Here is a 16,318-nt window from a genome sequence, read left to right on the forward strand (position 1 = left end):
GCAGCGCTATACTGCCTTCCTGCACCGTACAGCCGTAGCCGTCGTTCACCAGGTCGCCGTTCACCCACACCCGCACCTTGTCGCCCAGGCACTCCACCACCATGCGGTTCCACTCGCCCAGGGGCTTCTCCGATCCGTCCGTCCGGTTCCTTACCCGCCTTTCTTTTCCATCCACCACGCCCCAATTTTCCTTCGGCCCGCGATACACTTCCATGCTGTCTACTTTGATATCTTCCCCGATACACCAGAAGTCCCCCGCGTTTTTGTGCATCAGCTGCACTTCCATCGATTTTGGAAACATCCCGTACAATACCCGCGGGGCCGAGGCGTGGACCAGCACCCCGCAGTTCCCGGGCTTCCCGGCAAAACGGTATTCCACTTCCAGCCGGTAATTCTTATACTTGGCATCCGTGATCAGGTGCCCGCCCGGCGAGCCCAGGCTCACCAGCATCCCGTTGCGCGTAATAAAAGGAATGCGCAGCGAGGAATCCTTTTCCAGGTCGGGCACATCCATGTGCCAGCCGGTAAGGTCCCTGCCATTGAAGAGACTGCGGGATTGTGCATCGCATAACGTGGAAGCGCCCAGGAACAGCGCGAAAAAAACAAAATGTTTCATATTCGAAAGATATAAAAATTAATGACTATTTTGTTCCATCAAGCCATTGCTTCCACGTCAGAAACAGCGTCACCACGTCTGCCGGAGCGGTATCGCCACGTGCCGCCGCATCACGATCCCCCCTGATCCGCACCAGCCACCGCTGCATGGCGGAAAGGTTATTCGTCCCGGAACGGCATGGCCGGCATGGCTCACCGGATGATCCCGGAAAACAGTATTAGCGTTTTAATTGAATTTTTATGAAGAAGCAACTGCTCGCATGGTTACTGGCCGCCTCCATGGCCAATGCCCAGGAATGGAAACCCGTACAGGGAAAGATTATGTCGCCCTGGGCCGAAGAACTGAAACCTGACAACGTTCTGCAGGAATATCCCCGCCCGCAATTCGAACGCGGCACCCAGTGGAAAAACCTTAACGGCCTATGGAACTACGCCATCACCCCCCGCAATGGCGGACGCCCTACAGGTTGGGATGGTAAAATCCTCGTGCCCTTCTGCATCGAATCCGCATTGAGCGGCGTCGGTAAAACCGTAGGAAAAGACAAACTGCTCCGGTACCAGCAACAATTCACCCTCCCGGCAGACGCCAAAGGCAAAAAAGTACTCCTGCACTTCGGCGCGGTGGACTGGCAAACCGAAGTGTATGTGAACGGACAGCTCGCCATCAGGCACGAAGGCGGCTTCGATCCCTTCTCCGCCGATATCACTCCCTTCCTGAAGAAATCAAAGCAACAGGAAGTAGTCGTGAAAGTATGGGACCCTACCGACGAAGGCCCCCAGCCGCGCGGCAAACAGGTGCGCAAGCCCGAGGGTATCTGGTATACGCCGGTAACGGGCATCTGGCAAACCGTTTGGCTCGAAACCGTGCCGGGCACCTATCTTTCCACCGTTAAGCAAACACCGGATATCGACGCACAAACCCTTACCGTGCAAACCACCGTGGTAAACCCCCTCGCGGGCGACCAGGTGAAGATCACCGCGCTGAAAGACGGCGCCATCGTTGCTGAAACCGAAGTGGATCCCGGCGCCACCGGCGTCCTGAAGATCGCTTCGCCGGAGTTATGGTCGCCCGACAAACCGTTCCTGTACGACCTGCAGCTGCAGATCGTCCGCAAAGGCAAAGCCGTGGATGAAGTGAAAAGCTACTTCGCGATGCGCAAGATCAGCGTGGCCAAAGACCAGGCGGGTATACAGCGCATGATGCTGAACAATAAATTCCTGTTCCATTACGGCCCGCTCGACCAGGGCTGGTGGCCCGACGGTTTATATACCGCACCGTCAGACGCGGCGCTCAAATTCGACGTGGAGAAAACGAAGGAAATGGGCTTCAACATGATCCGCAAACATATCAAAGTGGAGCCCGCGCGCTGGTATTACCATTGCGACAAGCTGGGCATCATGGTTTGGCAGGATATGCCGAGCGGCGACCTCGGCAACCGTTGGGAAATGCGGCCCGGCATCTGGGGCAAGCAAACCGACAAGGACCGCACGCCGGAATCGGAAGGGTACTACCGCAAGGAATGGAACGTGATCATGGATGTGCTGCATAACGTGCCTTCCATTGTTGTTTGGGTGCCGTTCAACGAGGCATGGGGCCAGTTCAAGACGAAGGAAATTACCGAGTGGACGATGGCCAAAGACCCTTCCCGCCTGGTGAACAGCGCCAGCGGCGGCAACTTTGAGTTAACCGGCCACATGATCGACCTCCACAATTACCCTGAGCCCCTGATGCCGGATCCAGTTTATTTCGGGGAAAAGCAGATCCTGGTACTGGGAGAGTTCGGCGGCCTCGGGTTGCCGGTAGACGGTCACGTTTGGCAACAGAAAGACAACTGGGGTTACCAAACCTTCAAAACGGCGGGGGAACTCTTCACCCGGTACGACAGCTATATGGCGAAAATGGAAGAGCTGATCCGTCATGGATTATCGGCTGCGGTGTATACCCAGACGACCGACGTGGAGATTGAAACCAATGGTCTGATGACCTACGACCGGAAGGTGTTCAAGAACCCAGTGGAAGCATTTTATAAAGCGCACCAGCGGCTTTACAAGGCCGGGCTCGTCAAATTTCCTTGAGCAGCCCGACCTGCGATTCTTGCCGGTTATCCCGGATTCCGCCTCCCGGAATCGCGGAATGTCAGTATATTGCCTGACTTATAAGGATAACCGAGAAATCGCATATATCTAAACCAATCACTGTTTATGAAACGAAAGTTTTTGTTGATGACGCTTGCAGCCGCAAGCGTCATTTCTCTGACCGAGAGCCCTGCATATGCTCAGAAATCGGTGGCCGGCGGCAGCACTACGGCCGCGGCGGGCCAGAAGATCCCGGCCGATCCTGATGTAAAAATCGGGAAGCTGAGCAACGGTCTTACATATTACATCCGCAAAAACGCAGAACCCCGTAACCGTGCGGTGCTGTATATGGCGCTGAAAGCGGGATCGCTCATGGAAACCGACGCACAGCAGGGCCTGGCGCACTTCACCGAGCACATGGCGTTTAACGGGACGAAGGATTTTCCCAAAAACGAGCTCATCAACTATTTGCAGAAAGCCGGCGTGAAATTCGGTGCGGATCTTAACGCGTATACGTCTTTCGACCAAACCGTTTATCAGCTGCCCATTCCTACCGACAGCGCGGAGCTGTTCAAAAACGGTTTCAGGATCCTGGCCAACTGGGCGGGGCACATCAGCATGCTGGGGCCCGATATCGACGGCGAGCGCGGTGTGATCATCGAGGAAGACCGCCAGCGCGGCATGAACGCCCAAAGCCGTATCCAGAAAGAACTGCTGCCAGTGTTGCTGTACGGTTCCCGTTACGCCGAGCGCATTCCCATCGGGAAGCTCGATATCCTGCAGAACTTCAAGCACGAGGAAATCCGCAATTTCTACCGCGACTGGTACCGCCCGAACCTGCAGGCGGTGATCGCTGTAGGTGATTTCGACGTGGCGGCCGTAGAAAGCCTGATCAAGGAAAACTTCGGCAAGCTGACCAATCCCGCTAAACCCAAGCCGCACGCTACCTACGACCTGGCAGACAATAAGGAGCCGCTCGTAAAGATCGTGACCGACAAGGAATTCCCTTACAACGTGGCCATCGCGTTCATCCGCCAGCGCCATAAAGGCGACCAATCCACCGGCGACCTTCGCCGCGGTATGGTGATCAGCATGGCCAATGCGATGCTGGGCGCGCGTATCAGCGAGCTGAAGCAGAAAGGTACCGCACCCTTCGTGGATGGACAGGCTACTTACGGCCAATACCAGGGCGGACTGGTTCCCGGCATCGAAGCGGCCAGCGTACTGGCGGTTACGAAGAGCGGGGGCGAACTGGCGGCAGGCCTGGCAGGTGTTATGGCTGAGTTCGAAAGAGCCGCGCAATTCGGGTTCACTGCTTCCGAGCTGGACGTGGTGAAAAAGCAATCCGAAGCCGCGAACGAAAAAGCCAACCGCGAAAAGGACAAGATCGCATCCAATACCTTTGTACAGGCTTACCTGAAGAATTTCATGTACGGCGCTCCGATCGTTAGCCCGGATTTCCGTTACGACATCACGAAGAAATTCCTGAACGAAATCACGGTTGAAGAAGTGAATGCCGCCGTGAAAAAGATGCTCGGGAAAGAAAACCTGACCATCGTGGTACAGGCGCCGGAGAAGGAGAAAGCCTCCCTGCCTACGGCCGACCAGCTGCTCGCGGCTATCCGCGATGCCGGCAAGGGCCTGAAGCCTTACGAGGACAATAAAGTGAACAAACCGCTGCTGGACAAAAAGCCCCTGGCCGGTAAAGTCACCAATACCGAAAAAATCGAAAGCATCGGCGTAACCAAACTCACGCTCTCCAACGGCGTGGTGATTTACCTGAAGCCGACCGATTTCAAAAACGACCAGATCATCTTTACTTCCTACGCGCAGGGCGGCGTTTCCCAGGCGGAGGATAAGGATTACATGGCCGTTAATTATGCCGGCAACATCCCCGGCGATGGTATCGGTGAATTCGACAATCCTTCCCTGCGCAGGCTCCTGGCAGGCACTACCGCCAGCGCGGCGTCGTATCTGAACGACCTGTACCAGGGCTTCAGCGGCAGCGCTTCGCCGAAAGACCTGGAAACCGCGCTCCAGCTGGTGTACGCATATGCCACCAATCCCCGGAAAGATCCCGTGGTGTTTAAAAAGAACATCGAGGAATATGGCATCTACCTGCAGAATGCAGACGATAGCCCGGAAAACGTATTCAACGATACGGTAACCGCCGTGCTGACGTCCAACAACGTGCGCGAGAAGAAGCCGACCATGGCCGAACTGAATAACATCAGCCTCGACCGTTCTTTCGAATTCTACAAAAGCCGTTTCGCCGACGCCAGCGGGCAAACCTTCATATTCGTAGGCAACTTCGACGTGGCTGCGATCACGCCGATGCTGGAAACCTACCTCGGCGGCCTTCCCGCCAATAACAAGGCAGAGAAATTCGTGGACCGCGGTGTTCGTCCGCTCAGCGGCAAGAACGAGCGGATCGTGAAGAAAGGGATCGAAGACAAGGCATCCGTGAAGATGTTCTTCTACAACAACTATAACTACGCTCCTGAGAACAACATCCAGCTGAGCGCCCTGAGCGACATCCTGGAGTTCAAGGTGCTGGAGCGCCTCCGCGAGAAAGAAGGCGGCGTGTACAGCCCGAACGTAGGAGTTGGCTTCGAGAAGTATCCTTACGGCAACTATAACCTGTCCGTTTCCTTTAGCTGCGCCCCTGCAAACGTGGACAAGCTGGTGAACGCCGTACTCGACGAGATCGAAAAGATCAAGAAGACCGGCGCTACGGCAGATGATATCACGAAGTTCAAGGCGGAATACCGCCGCGCACTGGAAGTGAACATGCGCGAGAACAACTTCTGGCTGAGCTACCTTTCCGGCAAGTTCAAGAACGGTGAAGACCCGACTTCCATCCTGAACACAGAAGAACGCCTCAAACAGGTAACGGAAGCAAGCGTGAAGAGCGCTGCGGCTACCTACCTTTCCAACGCCAACTACTTCAAGGCGGCGCTGGTTCCCGAGAAATAGCATTCCCGTTTTTCTATAAAAAAGCGCCTGCAGCACATGCCGCAGGCGCTTTTTTCATAATTTCGCGGCCATGTTGGTGGAAACGGTTTTACTATGCCTGGTATCATTTTTCGCGGGATTTATAGATGCGATCGTTGGGGGAGGGGGATTGCTCCAGACCCCGGCCATCATGATCATCCTGCCGCAATACCCCGTGGCTACGCTGCTGGGCACCACCAAAATCCCCTCCATTTCCGGCACCGCTTTTGCCGCCTGGCGTTATTCCCGGCAGGTGCGGCTCGACTGGCGCCTTCTTTCCCTGGTGGCCCTGCTGGCCTTCGGCGGCGCTTTCCTGGGCGCGTTCTGCGTCTCCCTGATCGACAACCGCGTCATCAAACCCGTCATTTTCTTCGTGCTGCTTGTCGTAGCGGGATATACCTACGTCAACAAGAATTTCGGGCAGCCCCGGGCAACGGACCACAGCCGGGGCATGCAGCTCTTCCTGGGCCTGTTGTGCGGTTTCATCATCGGGTTTTATGACGGGCTGATCGGCCCCGGAACGGGCACTTTCCTCATCCTGATTTTCATCGCTTTCCTGGGGTACGACTTCATTCATGCTTCCGCCAGCGCGAAGCTTATCAACCTGGCCACCAATCTCGCCGCGATCGTCTATTTCGGCAGTACGGGCCATATTCTCTACCAATTCGCCCTGCCCATGGCGGCATGTAACATGGCCGGCGCCTTCTTCGGCACCCGGCTGGCCCTTCTGAAAGGGAATGCATTCGTCAGGGTGTTCTTCCTTTGCGTGGTTTTTGCTACGCTATTGCGCTTTGCCTGGGATATCTGGATGGCCAATCATGGATAAAAACCAAAGGCGCCCGCACGCGGACGCCCCTGAGTCGGCAAAGGGATGTAAGTTGATTAAGGTTTTTTAGGCAGTTGACGGATCCACTCTGCAATCAGGTCAACGCCTTCGCGGTGGGTGATGGTGCGCGCCAGTTCGGGCATGGCCGTACCCGGCTCGGAGCTGTTCATCCGGAAATGGAGGATGGAAGCGGCAGGGTCGCCGGGTACTACGTCGTAATCCATGCCCCCGGCCCCGTTACCGGCGGAAACCGGGCCTTTGAGGATACCGAGGCGCGAGGGGGCTTCCTGGCCATATTCGAGGAAGAGGCCGGTATTATCGGCATCGCCGCCCTTGGTATGGCAATGGGCGCAGTTCACGTCGAGATAGGCGCGGGCGCGCTCGTTGACCGTATAGTGCACACTGTCGTTCCAGACAGGGAATTTCGTCACTTTACCGATTTCCGGCATGCCGTGCAAAATACCGGCCGTTGCCCATTTTTCCAGTTGCCCGTGGTAATTGAGGTTCCGGGCTTTCGGGCCAATGGGTATCAGGGTGCCGGCGGATGCGTGGCAGCGCTTGCAGTCGTTGGTGTTGGGAATCTGGTAATTGGTGGAAATGCGGTGGCCGGCATCGTCGGTGAGGGTGATGGGTACCTGTGCACCGGTGATCCATTTCTCCGCTTCCGTTTGTTCCGCATTCCATTTGTAATTCATCACCTTCCACTGCCCGTCGTTCACATCCTTATGCAGGAGGCGGGTTTCGAGGAGGATTTCCTTCCCGGTACTGTCGCGGTACGCGAAATTCTTGATCAGGTAGGTGCCGTCGGGGAAATCGAGGGCGCTGCTGTCGGTGTACTGCATCGTGCTGCCTTCGGGGAGCGCGATGAAGCGTTTTTTTACGGTGTAGTCACTGAAGAGCGGCGTTGCCAGCTCGTATAAATGCACCCGCGCGGCGGGCGACAAATCCTTCAGGGCCCCGGTAAAGAAGCCGTAGTCCGAAAGTTTGTCACGAAACCCCGCCGCAGGGCGCCTGGCGGGCTGCGAACAGCCCATCGCGAACATTCCGATCCATGCCAGTGCAATCACAATTCTCATGAGCGTCAGTATCATTTACAGATGAAAGGTTGCATATCGGTGCCGGGTTTCCACTTCGGCGTGCCGATGTTAAGCCCGTCGGCATTTACGAACAGGTTGTCGCCCGTTTGGCGGATGCAGATGGAATCCGGGTTGATTTTCTGCTCCTGCGTGATAACGTTGGAGGAGATGCCGTCGTACACGATAGGAGGGATCCGCTTGCCGAGGGCTTTCTCGAGCGCTACCAGTATCTGCCCGGTATGATGGTGGTATGCCGGTGCCGGGAAGGAATCCGCCATCTCGATGGTGTTGTCGTGGATGAAGATATTCTGCGACACGGGGAAATAACTCGCGTTGATTTTCTCCCCGGCTTTCGCATCCACGAAAAATCCCGATACCATGGCGATGGCCGCGGAATTGTTGTTGATGATCCGGTTGTTGTAGATCTCCACGTCAGATGTCGCCTGGATGATCACGCCGCATCCCGGCGCCGCGTTCCCTACGCCCCAGGTGGTGCCGAAACTGCCTGACTTCGCGAAATTGCGCTCGTTGTTGTCGTGGATGTAGTTGTTGTACGCTTTCACCTGTCCGCCGCGCTGCGACAGGTCAGGCAGGTCGAACACGAGGAAGCCCGCCGTATTGCCGTAGAATTCGTTGTCGTACACCTCCGCGTTGGTCGTATTCTCGATCTCGCAACCGGCTACATTCTTGTAAGCCTTGCTCTTCCGCACGATCGCCTTGTTGGATTGCCCTACGTAGATGCCCGCATCAGATGCGCCTTCGGCATAACAGTTTTCCACCAGCACGTTGCTGCACAATACGGGATAGATGCCGTATCCGCCGCTGGTGGAGTCCGCCACTTTCCAGATGGCGTGGACGTCGCGGATCACCACGTCTTCACTTTTATTGACTTTTAATAAATCGCCTTTGGATTCACGGATGGTCATGCCGTTGATGGTGAACCCTTTCACTTCGGCCACCCGGATGCCTTCGCCACCCTGCGTCTGGGCGGAGAAGTCGAGGATCGTTTTGTCGGGCCCCGCGCCGCTGATGCGGATGTGTTTGAGTTGCACCAGGCTGAGGTTGTTGAACTTGTACGTACCGGCTTTGAGCTCGATGGCGCTGCTGTCGGTCAACGTGAGGAAGGCTTCCGTGATTTTCGTTTCTTCGCCGGGGCCGAACGTGAGCGTCTGCTTGTAGCCGTCTGCCGGTTGCTTTTCCGGGGCGCTGCAACCGGCTGCCAAAGCCAGTGCGAGCAGGGGAATGGAATATTTCATGTCGATGGTTTTTTAGAATACGTTATAAGCGTATGTGATATAATACACCCCGCCTATGCCGGGGCTTCCGAAGCCGGTGTAATAGTATTTGTTCGTGAGGTTAGTGCCGCCCAGCTTGATCCTGCTCTTCACTTTCGGCAATTTATAACTTACCTGCGCATCCAGCACTACATTGGCATCGATCGTACCGCTTGCAAACCCGATGGAATAGAAGTACGAAGGCCGGTAACGGAGGCTGGTGTTAAAGGAAAACAGCTGTTTCTTTCCCATGCCGGTATTGCCGAATTCCATATTCACTTTCCAGTTGGGCGTGTTGAAGTTGTTGATCTGGCTGTTGTTCCGGTTCTTCAGGAAGTCCGAAGAGAAATTGACTTTCGCCAGGAAGTTGCGGGAAAGATCCACGCTCACGCTGGCGGCGTAACCGTAAGTGTTGACTTTCTGCGCGCCGTTAAACGCGATGTTGTATGCGATGTATTTGCTGCGGTCCTTGAAGTCCTCCACATCGGTAGAACCCGGCGTGTGCGCTACATTCACATACCCGATGAAATTCTTCCAGGTGGAATAATACCCGAGCACGTCGATCAGCACGCACCTGGCCACCAGGGCGGAGTACCCCAGTTCAAACGCGTCTACCGACTGCGGCTTGATATCCTTCGGCTCAAACTTCTCCAGCACGGTAGCATCTTCCGTCTGCCGGTATTTATTCACGCTTTCGAGCGTATACGGCTGGTATTTGTCGAACTGGTATTCGCCGTACAGCAACCGCCCGGAACCGCCTGAAGCATAGGTGTTGTAATCCACCAGGGTGCTCTGCAGCGATTGTATATTGGACGGGAAACTGTAGGCATTCTGATAGGAGAACCGCAGGAAATGCTCCTTCATGGTTTCCAGTACGGCCGACAAACGGGAGGTAGTCCGCGGCCGTTCGAAGAGCGTATTCTTATCGAAGCGGAATGCCGCGCCCAGTTTCAGTTTGTTCTGGATCATCTTCTTCGAGAAATGCGCGAAGGCGCTGTATTCCGCCACGTGGATGGCGCCGTCGTGGTCAGGGAACAAGGTACCTTTGGAATCGAGGTTGTACATCCGGTAATTCAATCCCGCGATCACTTCCGCGAACTTCACGAACCGCGTGAAATTGTACTGGAATTCCGCGTTGTACAGTTTGCTGCGGTCGAGGAACAGCGTGCCGCCCTGGGAGGTGGGGATGGCGGAGATGCTGTCGCGCAGCCGGTTGAAATGATCGCTCCCTGCCAATGGGCGCCCCTGGTCGGCTACGGCGCGGGCGGATAAATGCGCATCGGTCAGCGACTGTCCGCCGGCGAGCGCCGTGATCAGCCCAACGGTGTACTGCGGGTACCAGCCGTCGCCCGTGTTGCCGTCGTAGCTGGGCTTCCAGGCTTCGTTGAGCAGTTGCGCGGTGGGGCTGGCGATGATCGTGTTGCCGGAGTTTTCGCGGGTGGTATAGGCTCTTACGAACCAATGTTCAGCCCGCAGTTCCGCGCGGTATTGCGCCAGCTTGAAGCCGTCGAGCGCGTAGCGGGTATCGTTGCTGTAAACTGCCGTTCCGCCGCCATAGGTGCCGGACACGATGGCCTGCAGGCCGGGTTTGATGTTGTATCGTACTTCCGCGTTGAATTTGAGCATCCTGGCGTCGTTGCTGAGATAACCGTATTCGGGATAGCCGGTGCGGGAAACGAAATTCGTTGGGTTAGCCAGCAGCGGGTCTACGATAGGCGCGGTGGATGGGTCCATCGCTTTGATGGCTTCGAGGAAGGGATTGATATCTACCGAGGTTTTGCTGCCGTAAGAATTGACGCCGTTGTAATTGGGATCGGTGTACCTGGAACCGGGCCCGTTGGTGTTGCTGGTGTCCGCCGCCAGCCAGTCTTTGGCGCGGGTGTACTGCGCGTTGATCTTGAACGCCAGGCGGTCGTTCACTTTCTGGCCCCAGCGAAGGGTCCAGTCGTAATAGGGCGAGGCGCCCATGGGGTCGTTTCCTTTGCCTTTACTGACGTGGTTAACGCCCTGTGTGATCTGGAAACTGACGCCCTGGTACTTGAACGGGTCTTTCCCGGTCATCACCAGCGTACCGTTCAGCCCCCTGGAGCCATACAGCGCCGAAGATGCGCCGGAAAGCAGTTCCAGGTTGTCGACGTCCAGTTCGGTGAGGCCGATGGCGGCGCCGAGGGGGAAATTGAGCCCGGGGGCCTGGTTGTCCATCCCGTCGACCACCTGTGTGAAATTGGTGTTGCCGCTGGTGTTGAAGCCGCGGGTGGTAATGGTGGTGAAGGTGAGGGAAGAAGTGGTGATGTCGACCCCTTTTAGGCCCTGGAGCATGGAATAATAGCTGGGTTGGGGGGAATTGATGACATCTTTGTTGTCGATCCGTTCGATGGTGACAGGCGATTCGATCTTCCGCTGGATGTTGCGGCTGGCGGAAACGACGACCTCGGTGCCAAGGATCGAAGCAGGGTCGAGGGAGACATCTATGGCGCCCGCACTACTGACGGTCACCTCTTTGGTGGCGTAACCCACGGAAGAGAACACGAGCGTTACGGGGAGGGGAGCGCGGAGCGTAAACCGGAAGTTTCCCTGGTCATTGGTATAGTCGCCATAAGGCGTGTTGCGGGCTTTTACGGATACCGCTGGCACCGTTTCCCCCGTCTGGCTGTTCCGCACCTTGCCCGACAGCACGTGCTGGGCATGGAGCGACCATGCGGACAGCATGGCTATCGTGAACAGTAGCATCAGTTTGTACATGGGCAAGTAATTTTGGTTGGGATGGTAAAGGCGATATTATGCATTTACCATTCATCGCCTGCCTGTACACGGCTGTTTCGGGGTGAAGGGGGTGTTTACGGGGTGAAAATCAGCTGTCCGGGGTGAATTTCTGCAGGAACTGGGGCAGATAACTGGCCGAAACCGGTACCAGGTGATCATCCATCCCTTCGATCAAAAGGTAGTGGCCTTTCGCGTTCTTCTTGAATAACAATACGTTGGATACATTGACCATATAAGAGCGGTGCGCCCTGGCCACCCCATGCCCGGCGAGCTGGGGTTCAAGCTTTTTGAGGGAGGAGCGTACCAGTTCCTTCTTCACCCCGGCGCCATTCCGGTAAAAAACCTGGACGTAATTGTCTTCCGCCTTCACCATCAGCAGGCTGGAAGGCGGGAGGCTCAGCGCCAGCTTGTCGTATTCGTCCCGGATGAGCAGGTGCTCCTTTTCTTTTTCTTCCGCCACGGCCGGCTGCAGCACGATGGTTTTCAGCTGCGTGGCGGAAACCCGGCTCTGGAACCAGAGGAGCGCGATGGAATAAGGGAGCGCAAGCACACCGAAACCGTATTTATAGGTATCCCAGTATTCTAACCAGGTGAAGGTGAGGTAATCGTGCAGGGATACATTAACGATATTGACGATTACGGCCACCAGGATGGTTTCGCCGAAGAACCAGGCCAGGAACTGCCAGTGCCGGAGGGGCTTTTTGACCATCCACCGCCGGAGGAGGAACTGGGAGATGCCCAGGGCGGCGATGCCGCTGCCGGAGAAGGCGGCAAATACGCCCGTAACGCCAAACGGACCGCCGGCATACCATTGGTTCATATTGAAGGGCGTGAAAAGGCACATGAAAAGAAAGCTGAAGCATCCGCAGAAAACGATGAGCAGCAACCGGTTGTGCGCCGGTTCCAGCAAGCGGAAAGGGGCGGCGAGCCAGGCAGGAATGGCGGGCAGGCCCTTGACGGGAAGGGTGAGCGTGTCTTTCATACTCCGTGGATTGTAACGGTAATTTATCGATCTTTTTTGAAATTCCGCATCCGGCGGGTCCCCGTTATTTTTATCGTACCTTTACCGCCGAATTTCAATATAATATGTACAAAGTCGGCGAATATAATCAGCTGAAAGTCAAAAAAGAAACGGATTTCGGGGTGTACCTCGATGGTGGCGGGGATACGGAAATCCTCCTGCCCAAACGCTATGTCCCCGAAGGCACCCGCCCGGGCGACGAGCTGTCCGTATTTCTTTACCATGATTCCGAAAACAGGCTGATCGCCACTACCGACAAGCCGAAAGGCGTGGTAGGAGATATCGTATCCCTCAAAGTGGTGGACACCACCCACCAGGGAGCGTTCCTCGACTGGGGATTGGCCAAAGACCTGTTCGTGCCGCTGTCGCGCCAGGTATCCAAAATGGTGAAAGGACAGGATTATCTTGTCATGATCTACCTCGATGAGCTCACCAACCGCGTGGCCGCCACCGAAAAAATCGATGCTTACCTGAATAATGATCCCCTGACCGTGCAGGAGAAAGACGCGGTAGACCTGGTGGTTTACCGCCGGTCGGACATAGGGTTCATTACCATCATCAATAACCGCCATACCGGTGTGTTGCATTATTCCGACGTGTTTCGCCCGCTCGATATTGGCGACCGCCTCAAGGGCTTCGTGAAAGCCGTGAAGGAAGACGGGAAGGTGGATGTAGCGCCGGGGCAATCGGGGTACAACCGGGTGGAAGACGAAGCTTCCCGCCTGTTGCGCCTCCTCCGGGAGAACGACGGTTACCTGCCGTATCACGATAAATCCGACCCGGATGAGATCCGTGATTTTTTCGGCATGAGCAAGAAGACGTTCAAAATGACGGTGGGCGCGTTGTACAAGCAACAGAAAATCGATCTGACCAAAACCGGCATCAAGCTGATAGAAGACTAATAATTCTCCGCACATGAAAGATTTCAAGCAACATTTCGTGATACCCGCGCCGCCGGAAGAAGTGTACCAGGCGCTGACCCGTGAGGCTACCATCCGGTTATGGTCGGGCGATAAGGCGGAGATGAGTACGGAGCCCGGGTCCGAGTTTTCGTTGTGGGACGGTAGTATTGCCGGCCGTAACATCGAATTCGAGGAGGGGAGGAAGCTGGTGCAGGAATGGTACTTCGGCGACCAGGAGCCGGCATCCATCGTTACGATCATCCTGCATCCGCATAAAAAAGGCACATCGGCGGAGCTCCGCCATTCCAATATCCCTGACGAAGCTTATGATGATATCGTGGAAGGATGGCGGGATGCTTACTTTGGTTCCCTGATCGACTTTTATACTGAATAGCCGGCGCTTCCATCCTTATGAAGAAGAAGAATACCGCGGAAATCAAACCGGTGACGGTCAACGAGCTGAAGAAAGAGATGCTGTCGTTGCCGCAGGCAGAGCTGGTGGAGATGTGCCTCCGGCTGGCGAAATTCAAGAAGGAGAACAAGGAGCTGCTCAGCTACCTGTTGTTCGACGCTTCCTACCCCGAAACTTACCTCGACCAGGTGAAAGCTTATATCGACGCGGAGTTCGACGGGCTGGGCACTACGCATGCGTACCTGGCGAAGAAGACGGTGCGTAAGATCCTGCGGGTTACGAACAAGCACATCCGGTTTACACAATCCAAGACGGTAGAGGTGGAATTGCTCCTGTATTTCTGCAAGCGGCTCCGCCGGGCTGGGGATTTATTGCGCCAAAGCGTGCAGCTCGGTAATCTGTATGCGCAGCAGCTGCGCAAGATCGAAAAACTGATCGCGGCGCAGCATGAAGATCTGCAATACGATTACCTGCGCCAGCTGGAGCAGTTGGTGAAGGTGTGATAATGTAGGTTCGGGGCGTTCCTCCTGGTTCGCCAGCTGGAAAAGTTAGCACGCAATCCATATATCTGTTTCTCCCTTGGCAAATCCCATCCCTCCCGAAGCAACGCTTCAGTAAATAATAAATCATTTTCCGATCACATGTTCCGGCTGGATCGGGAAGAATTGCCTGATTTATAAATTACCAATCAGTTTATGATCGCTTTCAGGCATAGTATTCCCTGTCCGAAACGGCTGCTTCGGGAGAATAAAGATTCAATTATCGTTTGGAAAAGCCGGCGTATCAGCCGCGGGTTCTGGTGCCGAAAATGTAACCGAGGACCGTACCGAGGATGGGTAACAAAACGTTTAAAACATATTGGAAGTTGCTGAAGGCGAATTCCAGCTCCGGGAGTTGGCGATGGCAACTATGACACACGGAGTGCAAGGCCGAAGCGCCGGGCAATGCAGGGGCACGGGGTTGATTGCATCCATGTTCAATGAAGAACAGTGCATACATAAGAATGACTCCGGCAATCATCCATAGCAGGGTTCTGGCTAGTTGCATGCCCGCTTTTTGCTGTGCCGTAAGTTCACCCGCAAGAACATCTAAATCTTCCGGTGTTTGAAGGTTACTTTCTATTTTTTCCATAGTTGAAGCTTGAGATTCTACGTTCAATGTTTTTGAATGTCTTTGCGCCGCAGATATTCCGCCCGGGTTCTCCCGGGCACTCTGCATAGATGATCCTGCCGGCACAAACCTCGTTCATGAGCCATTTGTAGATCGATACCATTTCGGAACATAATTCGGACCTATTGTAAATGCCCGATTGGAAATGCAATTCTTCCAGTAAGTGATCAGCGATAGTAAGTGTGAATGTCATAACTAATCAGTTTTAGCTTCCAATTATATAAGAAATTTTCACACAAAAATTTTCTGCGTACGCAATTATTTTTTTCGTTCCGTTTTTCTGTTATCTTGGTTGTATCAAACACGCATGTTTATGATCAACCGCAGAGATTTTATCGGGCTTTCGCTCAAAAGCATCGTCCTGATCGGCGCCGGTTCCGCCCTGCAATCCTTCACTCCCGGGAGCTTCGCCCTGCCGCCCCGTAAAAAGGTGAAACTCCGCTTCGCCCTCGCTTCCGACGGGCACTATGGCCAACCGGATACTTCTTTCGTTGCGCATCACGATAACATGGTGGCCCTGCTTAACAAGGAAGCATCGGGCCGGGGGCTCGATTTTACCGTCATCAACGGCGACGTATTCCACAACGATCCCAAACTGATACATCCCGCCAAGGCAGCGTGGGACAAACTCTCCATGCAATACCACGTTTCCCACGGCAACCACGATATGATCGATGAATCAGAATGGGAGAAAGTGTTCGGTACCCGCTGGCATTATGACTTCAAACAAGGCGACAACGCTTTCCTGGTGCTCAATACCGCTGATGTCAAAGGCAAATATGTTTGCCCGGACCTCGACTGGACCCGCGAGCATCTCGCCAGACACCGCAACGCCAAAAACCTCTTCGTCATCCAGCACATCACGCCCGTGAAATGGACCGAACATGGCATCGATTGCCCCGAACTGGTGGAGATGTTCTCCGCGCAACCCAACCTGCGGGCGGTTTTCCACGGGCACGACCACGCGGAAGACGGCATGAAAGAGAAAAACGGGAAACACTATTTCTTCGACGGCCACCTCGGCGGCAGCTGGGGCAAACCTTATTACGGTTACCGCATCGTGGAAGTGCTCCGGAGCGGGGAAGTACTGTGCTACCAGGTGAACCCCGCACAGGAAGCGCCTGTCAACTCCACTACGGTAAAACGATAACTGTTATTTTCACCGTCTCTGGCTGAATCTTCACCGGCA

13 protein-coding genes are annotated in these 16,318 nt (G+C 55.1%); 7 read left to right on the plus strand and 6 right to left on the minus strand.

Annotated features, from left to right (window positions below):
• A partial coding sequence (locus tag Q0510_RS03095; RefSeq protein ID WP_298708142.1) for a DUF1080 domain-containing protein occupies positions 1 to 616 on the minus strand: 616 nt, incomplete at its 3' end.
• 239 nt (positions 617 to 855) lie between these two features.
• Here Q0510_RS03095 and Q0510_RS03100 point away from each other — a divergent pair.
• From Q0510_RS03100 to Q0510_RS03110, 3 genes are all read left to right on the plus strand, one after another.
• The gene (locus tag Q0510_RS03100) at positions 856 to 2,691 is read left to right on the plus strand and encodes a glycoside hydrolase family 2 protein (RefSeq protein ID WP_298708144.1); all 1,836 of its coding nucleotides are present in this window, start codon (positions 856 to 858) and stop codon (positions 2,689 to 2,691) included.
• Positions 2,692 to 2,817: 126 nt separating this feature from the next.
• Positions 2,818 to 5,667, plus strand: a complete 2,850-nt coding sequence (locus tag Q0510_RS03105) for a pitrilysin family protein (RefSeq protein WP_298708146.1) — start codon at positions 2,818 to 2,820, stop codon at positions 5,665 to 5,667.
• Between the two features lie 70 nt (positions 5,668 to 5,737).
• Positions 5,738 to 6,511, plus strand: coding sequence for a sulfite exporter TauE/SafE family protein (locus Q0510_RS03110; RefSeq protein WP_298708147.1), 774 nt, complete (start codon positions 5,738 to 5,740; stop codon positions 6,509 to 6,511).
• Between the two features lie 56 nt (positions 6,512 to 6,567).
• Here the strand turns inward: Q0510_RS03110 and Q0510_RS03115 are convergent, their stop codons facing one another.
• From Q0510_RS03115 to Q0510_RS03130, 4 genes are all read right to left on the minus strand, one after another.
• Entirely contained in the window at positions 6,568 to 7,587 is a 1,020-nt protein-coding gene (locus tag Q0510_RS03115; protein ID WP_298708149.1) for an SO2930 family diheme c-type cytochrome, read from the minus strand.
• Positions 7,588 to 7,598: 11 nt separating this feature from the next.
• Positions 7,599 to 8,843: a parallel beta-helix domain-containing protein gene (locus Q0510_RS03120; protein WP_298708151.1), complete on the minus strand. Its 1,245-nt coding sequence runs from the start codon at positions 8,841 to 8,843 to the stop codon at positions 7,599 to 7,601.
• 12 nt (positions 8,844 to 8,855) lie between these two features.
• Positions 8,856 to 11,603, minus strand: a complete 2,748-nt coding sequence (locus Q0510_RS03125) for a carboxypeptidase-like regulatory domain-containing protein (RefSeq protein ID WP_298708153.1) — start codon at positions 11,601 to 11,603, stop codon at positions 8,856 to 8,858.
• A gap of 109 nt (positions 11,604 to 11,712) precedes the next feature.
• Positions 11,713 to 12,606, minus strand: coding sequence for a LytTR family DNA-binding domain-containing protein (locus Q0510_RS03130; RefSeq protein WP_298708155.1), 894 nt, complete (start codon positions 12,604 to 12,606; stop codon positions 11,713 to 11,715).
• A gap of 104 nt (positions 12,607 to 12,710) precedes the next feature.
• Here Q0510_RS03130 and Q0510_RS03135 point away from each other — a divergent pair, with 104 nt between their 5' ends.
• The 3 genes from Q0510_RS03135 to Q0510_RS03145 are packed head-to-tail and all read left to right on the plus strand — an operon-like array spanning position 12,711 to position 14,462.
• Positions 12,711 to 13,547 carry a S1-like domain-containing RNA-binding protein gene (locus Q0510_RS03135; protein ID WP_298708157.1) on the plus strand — a complete coding sequence of 279 codons (837 nt, stop codon included), beginning with the start codon at positions 12,711 to 12,713 and terminating at the stop codon, positions 13,545 to 13,547.
• Positions 13,548 to 13,560: 13 nt separating this feature from the next.
• Positions 13,561 to 13,941 (plus strand): SRPBCC domain-containing protein, encoded by a 381-nt coding sequence (locus Q0510_RS03140; RefSeq protein WP_298708159.1) that lies wholly within the window; start codon positions 13,561 to 13,563, stop codon positions 13,939 to 13,941.
• Positions 13,942 to 13,958: 17 nt separating this feature from the next.
• Positions 13,959 to 14,462 (plus strand): hypothetical protein, encoded by a 504-nt coding sequence (locus tag Q0510_RS03145; protein WP_298708161.1) that lies wholly within the window; start codon positions 13,959 to 13,961, stop codon positions 14,460 to 14,462.
• A 280-nt stretch (positions 14,463 to 14,742) separates the two neighbouring features.
• Here the strand turns inward: Q0510_RS03145 and Q0510_RS03150 are convergent, their stop codons facing one another.
• The gene (locus Q0510_RS03150) at positions 14,743 to 15,090 is read right to left on the minus strand and encodes a hypothetical protein (protein WP_298708164.1); all 348 of its coding nucleotides are present in this window, start codon (positions 15,088 to 15,090) and stop codon (positions 14,743 to 14,745) included.
• A gap of 352 nt (positions 15,091 to 15,442) precedes the next feature.
• Here Q0510_RS03150 and Q0510_RS03155 point away from each other — a divergent pair, with 352 nt between their 5' ends.
• Positions 15,443 to 16,279: a metallophosphoesterase gene (locus tag Q0510_RS03155; protein WP_298708166.1), complete on the plus strand. Its 837-nt coding sequence runs from the start codon at positions 15,443 to 15,445 to the stop codon at positions 16,277 to 16,279.
• The last annotated feature ends 39 nt before the right edge of the window (positions 16,280 to 16,318 follow it).

This window comes from uncultured Chitinophaga sp. (assembly GCF_937874145.1).
Lineage (GTDB): Bacteria > Bacteroidota > Bacteroidia > Chitinophagales > Chitinophagaceae > Chitinophaga.

Bases quoted from the DNA above. Each gene is read 5' to 3' on its own strand.
- Q0510_RS03105 (WP_298708146.1), top strand. From the start codon at position 2,818: ATGAAACGAAAGTTTTTGTTGATGACGCTTGCAGCCGCAAGCGTCATT.
- Q0510_RS03140 (WP_298708159.1), top strand. From the start codon at position 13,561: ATGAAAGATTTCAAGCAACATTTCGTGATACCCGCGCCGCCGGAAGAA.
- Q0510_RS03155 (WP_298708166.1), top strand. From the start codon at position 15,443: ATGATCAACCGCAGAGATTTTATCGGGCTTTCGCTCAAAAGCATCGTC.
- Q0510_RS03145 (WP_298708161.1), top strand. From the start codon at position 13,959: ATGAAGAAGAAGAATACCGCGGAAATCAAACCGGTGACGGTCAACGAG.
- Q0510_RS03150 (WP_298708164.1), bottom strand. From the start codon at position 15,090: ATGGAAAAAATAGAAAGTAACCTTCAAACACCGGAAGATTTAGATGTT.
- Q0510_RS03115 (WP_298708149.1), bottom strand. From the start codon at position 7,587: ATGAGAATTGTGATTGCACTGGCATGGATCGGAATGTTCGCGATGGGC.
- Q0510_RS03120 (WP_298708151.1), bottom strand. From the start codon at position 8,843: ATGAAATATTCCATTCCCCTGCTCGCACTGGCTTTGGCAGCCGGTTGC.
- Q0510_RS03130 (WP_298708155.1), bottom strand. From the start codon at position 12,606: ATGAAAGACACGCTCACCCTTCCCGTCAAGGGCCTGCCCGCCATTCCT.
- Q0510_RS03125 (WP_298708153.1), bottom strand. From the start codon at position 11,603: ATGTACAAACTGATGCTACTGTTCACGATAGCCATGCTGTCCGCATGG.
- Q0510_RS03100 (WP_298708144.1), top strand. From the start codon at position 856: ATGAAGAAGCAACTGCTCGCATGGTTACTGGCCGCCTCCATGGCCAAT.
- Q0510_RS03135 (WP_298708157.1), top strand. From the start codon at position 12,711: ATGTACAAAGTCGGCGAATATAATCAGCTGAAAGTCAAAAAAGAAACG.
- Q0510_RS03110 (WP_298708147.1), top strand. From the start codon at position 5,738: ATGTTGGTGGAAACGGTTTTACTATGCCTGGTATCATTTTTCGCGGGA.